The following is a 19,251-nucleotide window of genomic DNA, read 5'->3' as shown; positions in this document are numbered from 1 at the left end:
TTAATAACAAACCGCTGATGCTGCAGGTAGGAGCGGGTTAAGCTTATTAATATAAGTCTTAATTTACATTAAGGTAAAAATCGCAGACAGCAAAGCAATAAATTGGCGTAACCCACAATTATTTCGCCATAGGGCGGGCAATAGCCAGCGGGCTGGCGTTCCGCTTTTATCCCGTTAAACTACATCATTATAACTAATTGAAAAATGAGTAACGTATGCCTGCTGCAACCGGTAACTCTGCCTACCTGGCCATCGACCAGGGAACCACGTCTTCCAGGGCCATTTTATTTAACCAACAGTTTGAAATGATTTACACGGCGCAGCGGGAATTTCCGCAGTACTACCCTAAAAACGGCTGGGTAGAGCAGGATCCCGAGGAACTTTGGCAGTCGGTACTGAATGTCGCCCGTGAGGCGCTAACCGTTGCCAGCGATCTCAAACTGTCAGTCAAACATGTGGGGATCACCAATCAACGGGAAACCACGCTGGTCTGGAACAAAGAATCCGGCCAGCCAGTGTATAACGCTATCGTCTGGCAGGACCGGCGCACCAGCGGCTATTGCAGCAGCTTATCGGTGCATGAAAACCTGGTACAACAAAAAACCGGCCTCAAACTGGACCCGTATTTTTCGGCCAGCAAGATTCGCTGGATCCTCGACAATGTGGAAGGCGCGGCTGAGCTGGCCGCAAATAACAAGTTGCTGTTCGGCACCGTTGATACGTTTTTAATCTGGCGCTTAACCAACGGCAACGTGCACGCCACCGACGTGACCAATGCCAGTCGCACCAGTTTGTTTAATATTCACAGCCAGCAGTGGGATAAGGAACTCTTAGCGCTGTTTGATATTCCAGCCGCCCTGTTGCCAGAGGTAAAAGATTGTGCCGACGACTTTGGCCGGACTCAGGCAGGTCTGTTACCGGTGGTGCTAAACATCAGCGGCGTGGCTGGCGATCAACAGGCTGCCATGGTTGGCCAGGGCTGCGTTACACAAGGCAGTGTTAAAGCTACCTATGGCACTGGCTGCTTTGCTCTGGTTAATACCGGATGCCATTGCGACATTAACCACACCGGTCTGCTTACCACCATTGCTTATCGGCTTAACGGCATTACTCATTATGCGGTAGAAGGCTCCATTTTTGTTGCTGGCGCGGCGGTACAATGGCTGCGCGACGGGCTGGGTTTAATTGAAAAAGCCGCCGATTCCGAAGCCATTGCCGGACAAGTGGGTAACGAACACGGCCTGGTGGTAGTGCCCGCTTTTACCGGTCTTGGTGCACCGCACTGGGATCCTGATGCCCGTGGGGCAGTCTTCGGCATCACCCGTGCCACTACTGCCAATGATATTGTGCGCGCTACCCTCGAATCGATTTGTTTTCAAACCCACGACTTAGTCACTGCCATGAGCAGCGGCGGTAATCCACCAACTATTTTAAAGGTAGATGGTGGTATGGTGGCCAACGAGTGGTTTTGCCAGTATCTGGCCGATACGTTGAATGTGCCGGTAGTCAGGCCAAAAGTGATGGAAACCACCGCACTGGGCGCTGCACTACTGGCCGCTTTTCAGGCCGGAGATATCACCGAATTAAACCAACTGGCCGAAGCGAATCCCTGCCAGCGTGAGTTTGAAGCCAATGCCACCGACAGCGCCCGCGAGCAGCGTTTAACCCAGTGGCATAAAGCGGTAAAAGCAACCCTGCTGATGACCTCTTAAATACCAAATTCTGCACAGCCAGGGGCCATTTAGGCTCCTTGTCGAGACAAAACTGTACCAGTAGTTTAACCACCCTGCTCTTTTTACGGGAGATTGAAACCAGAGGATGATCCAGAACAAACATTGGTAAAGTTGCCTTAGTTAGTGCATTGCGCCACACTTTTTAGTGCCGTAAAGTAAAACAAATACCGCATGGTTTGTGCTGTCGTCTTATGCAATCCCAACCAGCCATGTCATAACAAAGTAAAACGTAACTCTTACATTCAATCACTCAGGCCATCTTTCCCTGCATGCAGGGAACCCGACTTTCAGGGAGAAAGTGCTGTGCTGTTCAAAAATCCGCTATCCAGCCCCCGCGGCCCCGCTGTAATGGACATGCTGCAAAGTGTCAGCGGCATCATTCTGGCCCTGTTCATGTGGGCGCACATGTTTATGGTGTCGAGCATTCTGCTGGGCAATGATGCCATGTACTGGGTGACCAAGATGTTTGAGGGCGAGCCAATCTTTGGTAAGGGCTACCCCATTCTGGTGAGCCTGTTTGCGCTGTTTATTCTGTCGTTAGTTGTGCTTCACGCGTTTCTGGCGATGCGTAAGTTTCCGGCCACTCACCGCCAGTACCGTACCCTGCACAATCATCTTGGCGGTATACGCCATACCGACAGTTACCTGTGGTATGTGCAGGTGTTCACCGGTTTCGCCTTATTCTTTCTGGCCTCTGTTCATTTATACCAGTTAATCATGCATCCAGCGGATATCGGCCCGTACGCCTCATCCGACAGAGTATGGACTGGGCGCATGTGGCCGCTGTATTTAATGCTGCTGTTTGTGGTTGAGCTCCACGGCGGCATTGGCCTGTACCGGGTGCTCGTCAAGTGGGGCTGGTTTATGGGCAAGGATCCAAAAATTGGCCGCAAACGCCTGACCATAGCCAAATGGGTACTCACTTTATTCTTTCTGGTACTGGGATCACTGACGCTCGCCGCCTATATGAAAGTAGGCTACGAGCATCAGGATAGCGCCGGAGAGCGTTATCAACCCGCCGAATATTCGCAGCTGCACAGCGCCTCGCAAGGAGAGAATGACTAATGCAAACTATAGTAACCGATGCGCTGATTATTGGTGGTGGTCTGGCGGGTTTACGAACCGCTATTGGGGTTAAACGCCGCGGCTTTACGCCGCTCATTTTAAGCCTTGTACCGCCTAAACGCTCCCACAGTGCCGCCGCCCAGGGTGGCATGCAAGCCAGCTTAGGCAACAGTGCCAAAGGCTGGGGCGATAACGAAGACGTGCATTTTGCCGATACCATTCGCGGCAGCGACTGGGGCGCCGATCAGGTAGTTGCCCGCATGTTTGTGCATACCGCCCCGAAAGCGGTGCGCGAACTGGCTGCCTGGGGTGTCCCCTGGAACCGGGTACAAAAAGGCGATCATAAAAGTGTGATCAACGGCGAAGAAGTAACGATTACAGAAAGGGATGAGTCACACGGCCTGATTACCGCACGCAACTTTGGTGGCACGGCCAAATGGCGCACTAACTATGTGGCCGACGGCACCGGCCACTCCATGCTGTATACCATGAGTAATCAGGCCATTGCCGAGGGCATTGAAGTCCACGAGCGCATGGAGGCCATTGCTCTGCTCCATGATAACGGCCGCTGTCAGGGTGCGATTGTACGAAACCTCATTACCGGTGAACTCATGGTTTACCTGGCTAAAGTCACCTGTATTGCTACCGGCGGCTTCGGCCGTATTTACCGGGTATCCACCAACGCCGTAATTAATCAGGGCATTGGTACTGCTATCGCACTTGAAACCGGCATTGCCAAACTGGGCAATATGGAAGCGGTGCAGTTTCATCCCACCGGAATTTTCCCGGCGGGTATACTGGTTACTGAGGGCTGTCGCGGCGATGGCGGCCTGTTGCTGGATGCAAAAGAGCACCGCTTTATGCCGGATTATGAACCCGAGAAGCGCGAGCTTGCCTCCCGCGATGTGGTGTCGCGCTGGATGGAAACGCACATTCGTAACGGCCACGGCGTACAGTCCCGTTTTGGTGAACATTTGTGGCTGGATATCCGTTTGCTGGGCAAAAAGCATATCAACAGCAAACTGCGCGAGGTGAAGGAAATCTGCCAGTACTTTTTAGGCATCGACCCTACCGAGTCGTTAATTCCGGTACGCCCTGCCCAGCATTATTCAATGGGCGGTATCCGTACTGATTACCGCGGCGAGTCCCCTACGCTTAAAGGCCTGTTCGCCGCCGGGGAAGCTGCCTGCTGGGATATGCACGGTTTTAATCGCCTTGGCGGTAACTCGGTGGCTGAAACCGTGGTAGCCGGCATGATTGTAGGCGAGTTTATGGCCGACAGCCTGACCACAGAGGCTACCCTGGCAATCAGTTCTACGGCCATTGATAGCCAGGTGAATGAGGTTCGTGATGAACTGGCGTCGTTCCAGCGCAGCGAGAATAACGAAAACGCCTGGCAAATTATTGAAGCCATGCAATCAGTGATGACCGACAAAGTGGGGATTTTCCGCCACGGTGAGCAGTTGGCTGAGGCGGTTACTGAATTGCAATCTCTGTATGAGCGTGCCGGACGAATAAAAGTCAGCGACACCAGCCGTGGTGTAAACCCGGAACTCTGCGCGGCTTATCGCGCCAAAAAGATGCTTAAGCTAAGCCTGTGTGTGGCCAGTGGTGCATTAGCCAGGGAAGAAAGCCGCGGCGCGCATTGCCGTGAAGACTTCCCGCTTAGAAACGACAAAGACTGGCTCAAGCGTACGCTGACCAGCTGGTCACCTGAGGCAGCCTCGCCTGCCATAGACTATGAGCCGCTCGATGTAATGAGCATGGAACTGCCGCCCGGCTGGCGCGGTTATGGTGGCAAAGAGCGCATTGATCACCCTGATACGCCTACTCGTCAGGCCGAAGTAGATGGCGTACAAGCAGGCGATGCAGACCGTTTTGCCAAACAACAGCAACTGATGCCCTTTACAGGCTGCTTGCCCGAACCCTTCCGTGGCCGCAACGCCCGTTTATCCGAGGAGCTTGATGCATGAACGCCTGCACAGAAAAAACCATTCCGGTAAAGGTGAGCACCGCGAGAACCATTGAGTTTGCGATTTTTCGGCATAACCCTTTCGATGAGGCCAGCGAGCCGCATTTTGAAACCTACCAGTTAGAAGAAGCAGACAGCATGACGCTGTTTATCGCGTTAAATGAAATTCGCGCTAAACAGGCCCCCTCTTTGCAGTTTGATTTTGTGTGCCGGGCCGGCATTTGCGGCAGTTGCGCCATGCTCATTAACGGTCGCCCGGGTCTCGCCTGCCGCACCTTGATAAGCCAGCTTCCAACCAAAGTTACTTTAATGCCATTACCCGGCTTTGAGCTGATCGGCGACTTATCGGTGAACACGGGTAAGTGGATGCGCGGCATGAGTGAGCATTTACAAACCTGGATTCACAGCGCAGAAGTAAGTAACTTTGATGCGATGGAAGAAAAAATGGCACCAGAGCAGGCCGAACAGATTTACGAGCTGGAGCGTTGTATTGAGTGCGGTTGCTGTATCGCCGGCTGTGGTACTGCCCAAATGCGCCCGGAATTTGTTGGCGCAGTAGGCTTAAATCAATTAGCTCGTTTTAAAATTGATCCCCGGGACAATCGCACCGATGCGCAGTTTTACGAAGTCATTGGCAACGAACACGGCGTATTTGGTTGTATGACCATGCTCGGCTGTGAAGACTTCTGCCCCAAAGAACTGCCCCTGGCGCAGCAAATTGCTTATATGCGCCGTGCTATGGCGGCTGCCGGAATAAACTAACCAGCTTATTGCAGAGCCGAGCGATAACAAACCGTTAGCGGCTGTATAAAGCCGCTAACGGTTAACGCTGATTAGTCGTCGTCACTTTCGCCGTTATCGTCGGACGTTTCGATTTCAGCTTCCCTGGCCAGTAGTACCCCTGCTTCGTTGAGCGAACCTTCTACCTCGACGATAGTGCCTGCACTGATGGCTGCCATAAACTCAGCGGCGCTCACCCGGCGGCCGTTAAGTTCAAGCTCGGACGCACCACTTATATCTACCTCGTAGCCATTCACCGTAAAGCGGTTGTCTGCACCCACTGCACTAACCCGTCCTTCAATCTCCAGATAAGTACCCGTGGTAGCGCCATCGTTATCCTGGCCGTCGTCGTTATCGTCCGAATTATCATCAGAGCCATCATCCGAACCACCGTCTGAATCATCATCCGAATTGTCATCTTCGAGCTCCAACTCAAACTTATTCGCGGTAAAGCTACCATTGGCATCATAGTTTCCACGTACCTCAAGTATTACACCGTTAACCAGGGCAGCAATGAACTCTGCCAACGTGACACGGCGATCGTCAAGCAAGTAAACTGCGTCGACACTCATAGCGATAGTCAGGCCCGAGAGCGTTACAGAGTTCTCTGTAAAAGCTGTAAGATACCCTTCAACCTCAGACTCCTCGTAATACTCGTTGTCATCCTCACGCTCGAGTCGCAGTACGATGTTTTGCCCTGCCTCCACCTGATAAACCACTTCCACTAAATCATTCAGTTGTAGTGAATTCAGTGCAATGTATTGGTCATTATCGTCTTCAAAGCGGGTTTGTGTATTAACGTAAAATACCGTGTTGTTAACGGTAAATGAGCCTGCTTCGTTGTCCAGAGCAGTAATCATTCCCTTTAGCTTGCCGTCGGTAACGGATAGTTGTTTAAACTCAATTTTGGTAACGGTTTGCTCGCCGTTATTAAAGGCCAGGTTCAGTTCAACCACTACACCCGGCGCTAAATTTTCAGCTGCGCCATATTCAAACTGAGTGGCATTATTATAAGCGTAAGTTTGACCATAAATTTCCAGCGTCTGAGCAGCAGCATCTACCGCCGTAATCACCCCTTCCACTTCAGCTTCTGCAATGTCATCCTGCTCTTCAAAGCGGCTGTTGCGTACTTCAAGCTCAGAAGCCACAAAGACATTGTTAGTTATTACTCCCTCAAGTTTAACCTGCAGCGCGTTGGCCAGCTCACCCTCTGGCACCGCCTGGCTGTAATCCACCTGCATGCTGCCAATGAAAAAAGTTTGCGCAGTCGTTTCCAGCTCGCTAATCACTCCGGTGATGTGCTGTGGCTCACTTTCTGGCAGATCATTTTCCAGTTCTACGTATGTGGCATAAAATGAGCCATCAGCCATTGCGTAGCCGCTTGCCTCGATGCGATCTCCCACGTTTAATGTGGTAACAGAGGTACCGATAAAATGGGTTAAATCGTCGTACACCATCGTTACACCGGCAATTTGAATTTGCCCGGCAGAGCGATCAATCGACTGAATAATCCCACCCACATCTGAGTCGTAAGTAATACTCGTTGCGCTGGCGTCATTGCTATTTTCATCGTCGTCATCATCACTGGTGAGCTGAATTTTCATGCCCACTTTTAATGCGTCGATAGCCGCGCCGGCGTTGCCGTTAACAGTAATTGTGGTGGTATTGGTGGTATAGCGTTTACCATCGATGTAGACACTACCAAACCCGGTGATCACACCGCTTTTTACTACAGTAGTTGGATTGGAAGTTGGCGGCTCAGTGCCTGATGGCAGGGTTTCTACAGCAGAATCAGAAGATCCACCACCACAACCGGTTAGCAAACCGGCCAAAATAGATAAACTTAACAGTGAACGTCGCATTACGACTCCTCAGTGATTGCAAATTCTGTGAAGAGTATAGTCGTTAATCGCTATTGTTACCTTAGAACATTAGTTTGAAATACATAGGGCATTTAGCCTATAAGCGGGGCATATAGCTGATTTAATAGAATAAAAATCAACTCATTTCCTCAAAGAAAAACGCGGCTAATTCGTGGCGACCGGTACAGTCTGACTTTTTGTAAACCGCCGAAGCCTGATGACGAATGGTTTTCTCAGAAGTCTGGCGCAGCTCGGCAATTTCGTTGAGGCTAAGTCCTTTTAACAAAAACAAGCCCACCTCTTTTTCGCTTGGGGTGAGTTGCCAGCGCTCGAACTGTTCCTGCACAGCAGCAAAGAAATCACGCTTGGAGCGTTTTAGTTCTTCAGACATCTGGCTGACTTTATTGTTGGAGAGTTCCAGGTCGTCCCGTAATGCTTTTAAGGCGTTGGAGCGTTGACGAATATCAAAAATCAGAAAAACAAACAGTCCGGAGGAGATGAGAATTAAAATGGACTCCTGGATAATATGAATTAATTCAAGATCCTCTGAAAAGTCGATATACAGATCCATACACTTCAGCGCAATTATGCACACCAGCGCGACAGACAGGACTTTATCTTTCACCACTTACTCCAACAATTCATCCGGTGGAAAGAAATCATATCAGCAGCCAAAAAAAATGGCCTGCACAATTCACTCATACAGGCCATTTTTACGATGATTGACTAAGCGTAACGATTAATCGTCACCAAACTCGCGAACGATGTTATTAATGGTGTCTTTGGCATCACCCAGTACCATGCGGGTGTTGTCTTTAAAGAACAGCGGGTTATCAACCCCGGCAAAACCAGCATTGGCAGAACGCTTAAGCACAAATACGGTTTTGGCACGGTAAACTTCGATTACCGGCATGCCGTAAATGGGGCTGCCTTTCATCTCTTTGGCCGCCGGGTTAACCACGTCGTTAGCACCGATAACAATGACCACGTCGTAGTTTTCCATGCGCGGATTCACATCGTCCATTTCGCACAGCAGATCATAAGGTACATCGGCTTCTGCCAGCAGTACGTTCATGTGGCCAGGCATACGCCCCGCTACCGGGTGAATAGCGTATTCCACCGTACAGTTGTTTTCTTCCAGTAGCGACTGCATCTCGCGAACCGCATGCTGAGCCTGTGCTACCGCCATACCGTAGCCCGGCACAACCAGTACAGACTGCGCAGCTTCCAGTACGTAAAACGCATCCTGGGCAGACATGATTTTCACTTCGCCTTCGATGGCCTCGCCCATCTCTACCGGCTTGGCAAACCCGGACAGCAATACATTCATGAGCGAGCGGTTCATGGCTTTACACATAATGTTAGTCAGGATAAGACCAGACGCGCCTACCAGCAGACCGGTAACAATCAGAATGGTGTTGGCAACCGCCAGACCCGCCGCACAGGCTGCAACACCTGAGTACGAGTTAAGCAGGGCAATAACCACCGGCATGTCGGCACCTCCAATGGAGATGGTGGCCCAAATACCAAAGCTCAACGCCAGCGCAATCGACACATACAACCACAGCGGGTTGCCCGGGTCAGTAGCAAACAAATAGCCCACCACAAAAAATGCTACCAGATGCAGAATGCTCAGTTCACGCAGGCCGGTAAAAATAAATGCTTTGGAGGACATCTTGCCCGACAGTTTACCCCAGGCAATCACAGAGCCCGAGAAGGTGACACCACCAATTAGAATAGTCAGAAACACGGTGACAAAAACCAGCGAATCAGTAGTGGCCAGCGTAATGGCACTCATACTGGAAACGGTTGCCCAGCCCAGCAGCAGTGATGCTGCGCCGCCATAACCGTTAAACAAAGACACCATTTCTGGCATCGAGGTCATCTCTACGCTTTTGGCTTTCCATGCACCATACGCGCCGCCAATCACAAAACCCGCCAGGATCCAGTGATAGCTGATAATCTGCTGGTCGATTAAGGTAACGACCACGGCGATAAACATACCTATAGCCGATACCAGGTTGCCTTTTTTGGCCGATGACGGATGACTCAGTAATTTAAGGCCAACAATGAATAACGTGGTTGCCAGTACGTAGGCAAGATTAATGATCAATGCATTATCACTCACAGCATAATCTCCTTACTTGCCTTGTTTTTTCTTGAACATGCTGAGCATACGGTCGGTAACCATATACCCGCCCACAACGTTGATACTCGCGAGCGCTACCGCAGCGGTACCTAAAATGGTGGTTAGCGTATCGTTGTCGGAGCCTGAAGCGACCAACGCGCCCACCAGGGTGATCCCCGAAATGGCGTTAGAGCCGGACATTAACGGTGTATGCAGTGTTGCCGGTACCTTACGGATAAGTTCGAATCCTAAAAAGGCAGCCAGCAGAACAATAAAGATCAGGTAAATAGTTTCCATACGTTAGCCCCCTTTGTATGCGTTTTTAAGCATGTCATTGGTGATCTCGCCAGCGTGGGTAATTACGCTACTTGCGAGGATTTCGTCTTCCAGATCCAGCGTGAACTGCTTGGATTCCTTATCGAAAAACTCATCAATGAGATTGATCAGGTTATTGGCATACATATCGGTAGCATCGCGAGCCACGCGCTGGCTCCAGTTGCCGTCACCAATCACGGTAACGCCCTCAACCACCGCTGTTTCGCCAGGCACAGAGCCTTCAACGTTACCGCCCGATAGCGCAGCCATGTCCACCACAACGCTGCCGGGTTTCATGAGCGCCAGAGTTTGTTTGGAAATCAGCACCGGGGGTTTACGTCCAAACAGCTGGGCAGTGGTGATAACGATATCCGAGTCGGCAATCGCATCGCGCTGCGCTTCCTGCTGCTTGGCTTTTTGCTCGTCGGTAAGCTCTTTGGCATAACCGTCTTTGGTCTGACCGGTTTCACCAATATCAATTTTAAGAAACTTGCCGCCTAAAGATTCTACCTGCTCGGCCACTACCGGGCGGGTATCGTAAGCCAGCACGTTAGCGCCTAAACGCTTAGCAGTCGCAATGGCTTGCAGGCCAGCTACACCAGCACCAATAATAAACACCTTGGCCGGTTTAATGGTACCGGAGGGTGTCATCATCATGGGCAGGATGCTTGGCAGGGCATTCGCGGCCTGCATCATCATCACATAACCCGCCAGACTCGCCTGAGAACTCAGGGCATCCATTTTCTGGGCACGGGAGGAACGCGGGATCATCTCAACGGAAAGTGTAGATAAACCTTTACCCGCCATACTTTCAACCAGTTCCTGCTGGAAGAACGGGTCGATATGGCCAATTACCAGCGCATCGGCTTTTAGCTGAGCCAGTTGGCTGCTTAGGGGGCGGTTAACATAGAGTACAATATCGGCATCACCCAGCACGTCGGCAGTGGCTTTTACGATAGTGGCACCTTGTTCGGTGTAGGCGGCATCGGGATAGCCTGATAACGCGCCAGCGTCTTGTTCAAGCATGACGGTAAAGCCCATTCGGGTAAACCGCATTACTGTGGCAGGCGTTACAGCGCAGCGCTGTTCGACAAAACTATCATCAATAGCGTGCCTTGCTTCGTTTAGAACTAAGAGTTTCAAGAGTATCCTCCTTTCCTCCGGGCAAAATTAACCTAACCGCCGTTTTTAAGGAGCGATTAAGCGGTATCTGTTTGTTGCCACAAGGTGCTTTTGATCCATTTACTACAAAATTGTAAAGCTCTTGCTTTATAAAACTGGTTTATATCTACAATTTTGTAATCTTCCATTTTTATTGGAGTTTTAGGAAAGGATTACAGCGAGAAGCCAATAATGCATAAATAAAATCGAAATTGAAAGAGAAAATTTACCCTTAAACACGTAAATACCACTTATGAAACGTTTAAGCCTTATAACTCTTACTTATAATACAATTCAAAGAAGTAGGTAAATAGTGCGGGCGGGGAATTGAGTATTTAGCGCAGATATGCAACGGGCTGCACTATGATTTTCACCGCTTGGTATTGGATGTTTATTTTACCGGCATAATTGCGATGCTTTTTTCAGCAATATGTCAAGCGAACGGATCATCAACGGCGGCCCCTCACAAATATCCAAACTATGTTTATCGGTAATCAATCAGCGGGCCAGTTTTCTGCTATGCCCCCTGTGTATGGAGGCTCTAACTCTTTCACCTTTTCAATAAATTCATCCGGTATCTGCTTTAAATCATCGTTTGACCGAAGCGTTTCAACATATGCGTTGAAGTAACTATCAATATCCTGTCGAACCGTTGCCAGGAATTCATCAGTATCAAAGCCGTTAAGGGCAAGCTGCTGTGTCAGGTGCCCTTTAAACGCCGAAGCGTGCAGAACAGATAATGCACTACCGTGGGCAGCACTTTTATAACCTTTTACAACAAACAAGGACGGCAATACCTTTAACGCTCCGAAGAAATTAACATTCTTACAGCGGGCTTCAAGTATCGGGCTAAACAGTTGGTCGGAATTGCTCCTGCGCTGCAGCACCGTTATCCGGGCGTTCATTTCGCCAAGTAATTCCATTACGTGTAAAGCGGCTCCCTCGGCAAGCACGATTTCTGCGGCACTTTTGTAATAGCGAAACTGTTCATACAGTGAGTGTTTCTCTGGCCGGAAGATGGTGTAACCTTGCCGGGCAAAAAACTGTTCTACATACCGCTCTCCGGCAAAGCTGCCCCGCATTAAAAATGGCGTTCGACTCACATAGAGTTTTGCGGGCAGGTGCTTATCAGGCAGCACGCCGGCGCGGCGCTCGCATTGCAGCAGAAACTGACGATAATCCGCTGAGATCTGACTACGAGTACGGAACAGGCTTTGCTGTGGCGCGATCCAGAGGTTTTCAACACGCTGCGGCTTATCGACTAACACTACCTGCGACTTATCGACACCAAGATACGCCAGAATTTCATAAAAGTTTGGTGGCAGTAGCGGCTTAGTCAGTTTACGTAAACGGCGGCGTAGCTGAGGTAAAATAAGCACCTTGCTAATATTGGCCTGCTGTTTAGCACCGGACAGAGCTGCTAACCGATGGATTGACTCAGCAATGAAATGGACAAAATTACCGAACGCCGGCCCGCCGTAATAATAATGGCCCTTCTTAAGGTGGGTAACCTCTGGCTGTTCTGCCAGTACTTCGGTTTCCGTCGCGCACACTGCTGCCGATTGCTGTAAGTTGATTTGTTGATAACGAAACTGATGAGCAAACTCCGGCAGCTCCTTTGCCCGCACACCTCCACGGAGCCTGGCCGGCGTCGAACCGGACAGTTGCGGAATGATGTCAGCATTAGTGACCTTCACTGCGTTATTGAGAGATGCCGGGGGTTGCAGCGTCGATTTGTGCGCCGAGACATGCCGTTTTTGTCTGACTTCGCCCAGTTTACGCTTAAAAAACAATGGTAATGCCGCGAACCAACGCGCACCACGGCTCAACTCAAACAAGCTCTTCAGCGACGCGTCATAATCCGGCTGTTCCGCTGAATCGACTATTACACTGAGTGACCTGAAAAGCATGGGCTTATCCCGTCGCAACTGACAAACTAAGCCGGCAATTTCCGACTCATGCACACCCTGCTGATAATAGGGCAATGCAGCAACGTTATTGAGGGCTTCAGTCACCAGTTGCCAGTCCTGTTCAGGCAGTAACCGCTGAAACTTAGCAGTAACATTGGCTAGCTGCTGTTTATAAGCTGCCAGAGTTTCATCGTCCAGCAGCCGATAACGGCCTGCGCCGGCACTGGCCGCCTGTAAATAAGCATCCAGTTCTGCCTGCAAAGCGTCAATCGGGAACTGGTTAAGCCAACGTTTCAGTTCGAGCGCGGCGAAGCTGTACGAAACGTTTACCGAATTACCACTCACCGAAAGTTCATCTCGCAGACCTAACACGCCAAGAACGTCAGTAATGACATTGCCCTTTTCACCATGATTCTTATAAGCAAAGCAATGGAGCTGATGAGCCTCCAGCTGGTTGGCTGCTTTTAAAATGCTCTCCCATTGGCCAAGGTTAAGGCGCTTACCCGGCGTAAAAGGCTTTTGATTGCCATGACGTTTTACCGACTGGTTATAAATTGACAGCTGAAACTCTACCGGATTTCGCAAAAAGCAGATAATTTCAACATCAGGCACAGCCTGTGTAATGTCGTCAATAATTCTGAAAAACGATTCGGAGCTTAATAATAGTATGTGAGCTTTAGGGTTGTTCTCAAAAGCGTTAAGAACATTGGTTAGCTTTTGATGATCCAGCGCCAGGCGGCCCTCTGGATCCGGAACGCAAATTTCTCTGGCATTACCCGAGCTAATGCCGTTTTCATCTACAGAGTGCGCGGGATATAAAACCCCCGACGCCAACAGTTGCTGGCGATGCTGATGAAGAAACTGCTGGATCGCCGAACTGCCGGTTTTTGGCGGACCCACATGGAAGATAACGCGCTTATTCAAACTACTGCTCTGTCCCTGGAAAACGGCGTAATATTAGCACACATACCGGCCGCCTAGCATAACGGAAATCAGATTTTGTACCTTCGCTCTTAACTGACGAATATTTGTCCGGTTTGTAAATATCATTCTGAAAAAACGAATATCTGTGGGGTTTTAATCTGATGGATGTGCTTATCAGGCTCCATTATCATTACCATAGTTATTAAATTAGCAAGGGGCAAATTATGAAAATTGTAGCTTATGGAGCAAGTACCAGTTCAACTTCAATCAACAAGGCACTGGCTACTTATACTGCCGGTCTGGTTGACGGCGCAGAAGTTAAGGTGTTGGACATCAATGATTATGATGTGCCTATGTTCAGCGAAGATCTGGAAAAAGAAATTGGCCAGGCTGACGGGGCTAAAGAATTCTTAAACGACCTGGCCGACGCTGATGCATTTGTTATCTCGTATGCCGAGCATAACGGCCATTACCCGGCGGCATATAAAAACCTGTTTGACTGGGCAACACGAATCGACCGTGAGTTGTTCAAACAAAAGCCGGCGGTTTATCTGGCTACTTCTCCTGGCCCAAGTGGCGCGAAATCAGTGTTAGCGGCGGCCGAAGCGTCAGCACCATTCTATGCAGCGAATGTGAAGGCTACGGTTTCTGTACCGGGCTTCTACGACAAGTTCGATACAGAGGCGGGTAAAGCCACTGACGAAGCGCTGATCACCGAGCTAAAAGCCGCAGCAGCCAAATTAGCTGGCTAGTATCCACTCTTATTAAGAGCGCGATTTTTCCGGCGCGTACCTGTCTGACAGGTATTGCGCTGGTGACATCCCCAACATATCTTTAAAGTCTCTAATCAGGTGCGACTGGTCTGTATATTCAAGCTGAGTGGCCAGCTCAACCATTGTCAGTGTGTTTGCTTCAAGCTCGTCAAGTGCGTCATGCAAGCGGTATTTACGCAACAGCCATTTTGGCGACAGTCCAATATATTGATTGAATAATCGCTGTAACGTCCTCACCGAAAGGTCAGCGCGCTGCGCCAGTTGCGCAACGGTATAAATCTCACCGCTATTTTTAATGCAGTCCAATAACACTGCCACCTGTGTTTGTTTTGCCGTTACAGGCTCTACAAAGCGGACCAGGAACTTGTTTAATGCCGATACAATCATTTCGTCGGTCATGCCGTCAGCACGTGTTTCAAAAATGTCAATCACGCCTGACCCGAAATACTTGCTGGCAGAGAGTTCCTTATCGACATAATCGCTTGCTGGACCGTCCAACAGCACGTTGAGTGCACCAGCATTAAATTTAACACCAATTACAAAGCCACTGGCAGCCATCGGATACTGGTACACTTTGCTCACCGGCCCGATAAGTTTTACCCCCAGGCCATCGAAGGTTAAGTGAAAGTTAGGATCAGGCAAATTCCTTTGAACATGCTCCTGGCCGTTTTTTAGCTGCCAGTTTACTAACCAGTACTGTTCAATAAGGTTCGCCAATGGCGTATCAGGCACATAACGCCGCAGACGGTAGTGTTTTTTACTGTCATTGTGGTGCATGACGCCTGATACGCGATGATGACTGTATTGCAAATCGATGGCTCTCACAAAAGCTGGGGTGACGTGTTTTTACAATACCAAAGGCGGCAGTAATGGTAACCTGCAAACTCAATCAGGATATATCACAAAGAGGTTTACATGACACTAGAGGGCATGTTTTCGATAACCGACTGGCAGGAAACTACTGAAAAAACCTTTGAGCAGGGCAGTAAACTCAATACTGCCAAAGTTTCACAGCACTATAGCGGCGAGTTAACAGGCACCAGCGAGGTGTTTTATCACATGCATTATAGTGCTGCCGGTGATGCTACCTTCAGTGGCTTTGAATACATTAACGGCGTTATTGATAATCAGGCTTGTCGATTGGTGATAAGCCACACTGGCACATTTCAGCAAGGTGTTGCATCCAGCCACTTTACCATTATTGAGTGCGACACGATTAAGGCCCTGGAGGGACAAACTGGGTATTTTACCTCTGCCGAAGGCGGCAAAGCTGACTATGTTATTGGTGAGTAGTTGATAGCCTGAAGGTTCGGAACTAAAACGGAACAGAAATAAAAAAGGCATGCCGAGTTAAGCATGCCCCTATAACAAAGCGCAGTAATGCGCTCACTTTTTTTAGTTTAGCGAAAACTCGTCGAACAACGTGACTTCTGACTCTAAATCAGTAGGGTCGAACACGTAACTTTGTACCCTGCCCGATCCGGTATCAAGTATAGAGAAAACCGACAATGTGTTACTGGTCACAAAAGGCAGATTCGGGTAACTCTCGTTTTCTGCATCCATTGGACTAAATACCGTTGGGAAACTCATTACACGGCCTTGAGGATCGCCATTTGGCGGGTAATTAGTAATGTCCCAGCGCGGCGAAGCTGAGTTTACATCGTCCCAGAAATCGGCGTAGCTGGCGCGCACATCACGGGTGTATTCACCGGAAGCATCCACGTAGTAGGCCCCATAGCTGTTACCCACATTAGAGCTTTCTAAATAATGCAGATTGCCTACCTGGGCGCGGTTCCACAAGTGCGAGTGACCAATGTGAACCAGGTCCACATCGTTATCGAGAAGTAATGGCTCGATGTCGTTTAGCCACACATCTTGAGCTAGCGGGTACTGGTAACGGATTTCAGAGGCCTCATCGAGTAAGGGCGCAACATCTTCTGACCACTGTGTAGCAGTGAGCGGGAACGTGAATTCTTCAATAGTCTCAGCGCCGGTAGCATCTGTTTGCACTACTTGCATAACAGGCTGCGCCAGCACGGGGACGGTGTTGTCACCTAAACCAAATACGCCTTGGTGTGCCATGACCACCTTGTATTTTGCATTTCTGAAGTCGTCGCTTGCCATGACTTCTTCTAACCACGCGTATTGGTCTGACTCGGCATCGAAACGCTCAAACAAGAACTCACCAAACCCCCAGTCAGATGGAGAGGTTAACGATTCAGTCGCTTCTACAAACTTAGATTTACTGGCACCAGACACACTCCAGGAGCGCCAGATCCTCGACACATTCATGGAAATAATAAACACGTCGCCAAACTTAGCGGCGTAGTAATCTTCACCAGCCGGGCCATCTTCCGGAAAGCTAAAAATATCCAGAAAACTTTGCTGATTGTGAGAGTGATCGGCAATCCACTGAGCTTTTATATCAGCGTCGCCGGTGGGATTGACCGTTGCAGCCACCTCTTCGTAGGCCGCTTCGGCAAACCAGGCGGGTTGTGGGTCGTTAAAGCTACCGTTTAAGCTGTAGCCCTCTTCATCGGGCATATAGCGGCCCATGACTTCGTGGTTGCCAATGGTGCCGAACAGAGGTGCGTGCTGCAGAATTTCACCGCCATTGTACGGAAAACCCGGCAAATATGCCTGATAGTGTCCTTGCAGCGCAGGGAAGAAAGCAGGAGCATTGTCTTTCGCCTGATCGAACCATTCAGACGCCCGGTCCGGTACGTTTACAAAGTCGCCTGCAAATAACACGGCATCCGGAGTCCCCACGGTTTCCACCACTTTTTGGTAGTTCGCAACCACGTTTTTCTTCGACTGTAAGTCAGAGGTAAGCAGTATTTTCATTGCCTGACCTTCAGCCGGCGCTGGAGCAAGCGTAAACTGCTCGCTGTTAAAAGCAAAGCCGTCTTCGTCGGTGCTGGACACGTGATAGTTCACACGCTCGCCCTGGGTCAATCCGGTTGCAATGGCTTCATGGCGATACACGTTACGATAAGTAACTTCTTCGTAGGTTACTCCGGTAACCGAAGACGAAGCGTCTTCCATCATGCGGGTAAGCGCAGTGGTAGTTACGTCTGTGGTAGAGCTATCGCCGTAATGTAGCTCATGAGCAGTACCTTCAAAGTTAGTAAACCACACTACATTTACACTGTTTTCGGTAGGCAGTTGCAAGAAGGGGTCGGTAAGCATTTTGTGTTCCGGGTTAGCCGTTACCGGCACCTCAACGGGCACTTCAACCGGAACCTCGACCTCAACAGTCTCATCATCACAACCCGCCAAAACGATTAGCGGGCAAATAACACTCAGCAAACGCAGTTGCGACCTCATAAAATCCCCCTTAAAAAATGTCAATTAACAATTGGACTAATAAGTTAAAAGGGAGGTGTGTCGATTCAAGAAATCAGTAGTGAATTTTCGATGAACCCTTTATGACAGAGTTACCAGATGCGACTGTCCAGCTATGTTTGTTAGAAAAAGTCAGACTCATAAACTTAGAGAAGTTCATGTATCTCCATGTCACTGAATTTGCCGTATACTGAGGTCTATCTGCAATGTCAGGCGAAGAATTGTTCATATTCAGACAAGAATCGATGTTCACTGTCGGCCAGAATATGCGACGCTAAGTAAATGGTATAGGGGTCTGCTGTTAGATTACGCGTAGAGGCGCCTCATTGGAGCAAGTTAATAAAGGGAGGCATTAAGACCTCCCATACTTAACTACTTACCTTTACGTTTTGGTATCTTCCATGCTTGATAGCCATAGTCATGAGCATCCATTATCTCAGTGCTGTTCTTTTTCCTCTTGTATCTTCGGAATATAAAGTCTGTGTTCTCGCTCTTATGTTCACTCATAATTCAAACTCCGAAATTATGAACGGCATATAGCAACGAGTTGGTTTAGCTTCAGGACAGGTGCATAAAACACCCATTTTAAAAGGGCAAGACTGCCCAACGATAGATTTACAATGTGTCATTGATATTATCTCCAAATAACACGTTAATGGAGACAGAGGCACCAGAGCTAACACAAGGGTCAATACAATATAGGGAATATCAATGAGTTATCAAAGCGAGGGACGAAAAGCGTTAAATCAAAATTGATTTATACACTCAACTTCTCTATTCTCAAACTTCAAACGATACACACCGACTAGTGGCGACTCAAGGCGACATACCTCTGCAAAGGTAGTCTGAGTTGCATATTGTTTGACACTCGGAGTTAATCCGAAGCACCCTACTGTCGATTAAGTTGACTAGTAGCTTGGCAAGGAACGGTCTTAACCACCGTTCCTATGCCTACCTTCCTTGAGTACAAAGCTATAAATAATCAGACCTATTAGAGCACTGGATGTATTGACAGCCTTTTGTCTTCCTGTCTTAGAAGATAAAGCGCTTTGGAGCTGCTTGCAACCCAATATCTGGTGCTTCAATCGAATAAATTTTGATACGTGTTACAAGGTTAGTATTGACTAACTATTTACGATTGAACAAAGCAAGACTTGGTTGAATGCAAGCACTTTAAATTTTTTTCCGCTCGCTTAAAACAATTTCTTCCGAATATGACTTTTTTATAAATTTGCGATATTTAGTACCTAAAACCTCCTTGAAACACTATATATAGTAGCCAC

14 protein-coding genes are annotated in these 19,251 nt (G+C 49.1%); 6 read left to right on the top strand and 8 right to left on the bottom strand.

Going from position 1 to position 19,251, the window contains the following annotated elements:
• Nucleotides 1-215 precede the first annotated feature (215 nt).
• The 4 genes from glpK (at nucleotide 216) to C6Y40_RS02245 (ending at nucleotide 5,532) form a co-directional block, all read left to right on the top strand.
• Nucleotides 216-1,712 carry a glycerol kinase GlpK gene (gene glpK / locus C6Y40_RS02260; RefSeq protein WP_105933139.1) on the top strand — a complete coding sequence of 499 codons (1,497 nt, stop codon included), beginning with the start codon at nucleotides 216-218 and terminating at the stop codon, nucleotides 1,710-1,712.
• 324 nt (nucleotides 1,713-2,036) lie between these two features.
• Entirely contained in the window at nucleotides 2,037-2,798 is a 762-nt protein-coding gene (locus C6Y40_RS02255; RefSeq protein ID WP_205664733.1) for a fumarate reductase cytochrome b subunit, read from the top strand.
• The gene (locus C6Y40_RS02250) at nucleotides 2,798-4,771 is read left to right on the top strand and encodes a fumarate reductase flavoprotein subunit (RefSeq protein ID WP_105933137.1); all 1,974 of its coding nucleotides are present in this window, start codon (nucleotides 2,798-2,800) and stop codon (nucleotides 4,769-4,771) included. The genes C6Y40_RS02255 and C6Y40_RS02250 overlap by 1 nt, the downstream gene beginning before the upstream one ends.
• 32 nt (nucleotides 4,772-4,803) lie before the next feature.
• Nucleotides 4,804-5,532, top strand: a complete 729-nt coding sequence (locus C6Y40_RS02245; RefSeq protein ID WP_476726840.1) for a fumarate reductase iron-sulfur subunit — start codon at nucleotides 4,804-4,806, stop codon at nucleotides 5,530-5,532.
• A 71-nt stretch (nucleotides 5,533-5,603) separates the two neighbouring features.
• Here the strand turns inward: C6Y40_RS02245 and C6Y40_RS02240 are convergent, their stop codons facing one another.
• The 6 genes from C6Y40_RS02240 to C6Y40_RS02215 form a co-directional block, all read right to left on the bottom strand.
• Nucleotides 5,604-7,412, bottom strand: a complete 1,809-nt coding sequence (locus C6Y40_RS02240; RefSeq protein ID WP_105933135.1) for a DUF5666 domain-containing protein — start codon at nucleotides 7,410-7,412, stop codon at nucleotides 5,604-5,606.
• 136 nt (nucleotides 7,413-7,548) lie between these two features.
• A complete protein-coding gene (locus C6Y40_RS02235) occupies nucleotides 7,549-8,037 on the bottom strand; it encodes a helix-turn-helix transcriptional regulator (RefSeq protein ID WP_240621820.1) in 489 nt (162 codons plus the stop codon).
• 114 nt (nucleotides 8,038-8,151) lie between these two features.
• Nucleotides 8,152-9,540 carry an NAD(P)(+) transhydrogenase (Re/Si-specific) subunit beta gene (locus tag C6Y40_RS02230; protein WP_105933133.1) on the bottom strand — a complete coding sequence of 463 codons (1,389 nt, stop codon included), beginning with the start codon at nucleotides 9,538-9,540 and terminating at the stop codon, nucleotides 8,152-8,154.
• A 12-nt stretch (nucleotides 9,541-9,552) separates the two neighbouring features.
• Nucleotides 9,553-9,837: an NAD(P) transhydrogenase subunit alpha part 2 gene (locus tag C6Y40_RS02225; protein ID WP_105933132.1), complete on the bottom strand. Its 285-nt coding sequence runs from the start codon at nucleotides 9,835-9,837 to the stop codon at nucleotides 9,553-9,555.
• 3 nt (nucleotides 9,838-9,840) lie between these two features.
• Nucleotides 9,841-10,998 carry an NAD(P) transhydrogenase subunit alpha gene (locus tag C6Y40_RS02220; RefSeq protein WP_105933131.1) on the bottom strand — a complete coding sequence of 386 codons (1,158 nt, stop codon included), beginning with the start codon at nucleotides 10,996-10,998 and terminating at the stop codon, nucleotides 9,841-9,843.
• A 512-nt stretch (nucleotides 10,999-11,510) separates the two neighbouring features.
• Complete coding sequence (locus C6Y40_RS02215; RefSeq protein ID WP_105933130.1) at nucleotides 11,511-13,850, bottom strand: glycosyltransferase family 61 protein; 2,340 nt, start codon at nucleotides 13,848-13,850, stop codon at nucleotides 11,511-11,513.
• Between the two features lie 224 nt (nucleotides 13,851-14,074).
• Here C6Y40_RS02215 and C6Y40_RS02210 point away from each other — a divergent pair, with 224 nt between their 5' ends.
• On the top strand, nucleotides 14,075-14,602 hold the full coding sequence (locus C6Y40_RS02210; protein ID WP_105933129.1) for an NADPH-dependent FMN reductase: 528 nt from the start codon (nucleotides 14,075-14,077) through the stop codon (nucleotides 14,600-14,602).
• 12 nt (nucleotides 14,603-14,614) lie between these two features.
• Here C6Y40_RS02210 and C6Y40_RS02205 read toward each other — a convergent pair whose 3' ends face one another.
• Nucleotides 14,615-15,433, bottom strand: a complete 819-nt coding sequence (locus tag C6Y40_RS02205) for a helix-turn-helix domain-containing protein (RefSeq protein WP_146129472.1) — start codon at nucleotides 15,431-15,433, stop codon at nucleotides 14,615-14,617.
• Nucleotides 15,434-15,538: 105 nt separating this feature from the next.
• Here C6Y40_RS02205 and C6Y40_RS02200 point away from each other — a divergent pair, with 105 nt between their 5' ends.
• Nucleotides 15,539-15,916, top strand: coding sequence for a DUF3224 domain-containing protein (locus tag C6Y40_RS02200; protein WP_105933127.1), 378 nt, complete (start codon nucleotides 15,539-15,541; stop codon nucleotides 15,914-15,916).
• Nucleotides 15,917-16,018: 102 nt separating this feature from the next.
• Here the strand turns inward: C6Y40_RS02200 and C6Y40_RS02195 are convergent, their stop codons facing one another.
• Nucleotides 16,019-17,950, bottom strand: a complete 1,932-nt coding sequence (locus C6Y40_RS02195) for a fibronectin type III domain-containing protein (RefSeq protein ID WP_105933126.1) — start codon at nucleotides 17,948-17,950, stop codon at nucleotides 16,019-16,021.
• Nucleotides 17,951-19,251 lie beyond the last annotated feature (1,301 nt).

Origin of the sequence: Marisediminitalea alba (assembly GCF_002993365.1) — a bacterium.
Lineage (GTDB): Bacteria > Pseudomonadota > Gammaproteobacteria > Enterobacterales > Alteromonadaceae > Alteromonas > Alteromonas alba.
This window is presented reverse-complemented; position numbering and strand designations above follow the sequence as displayed.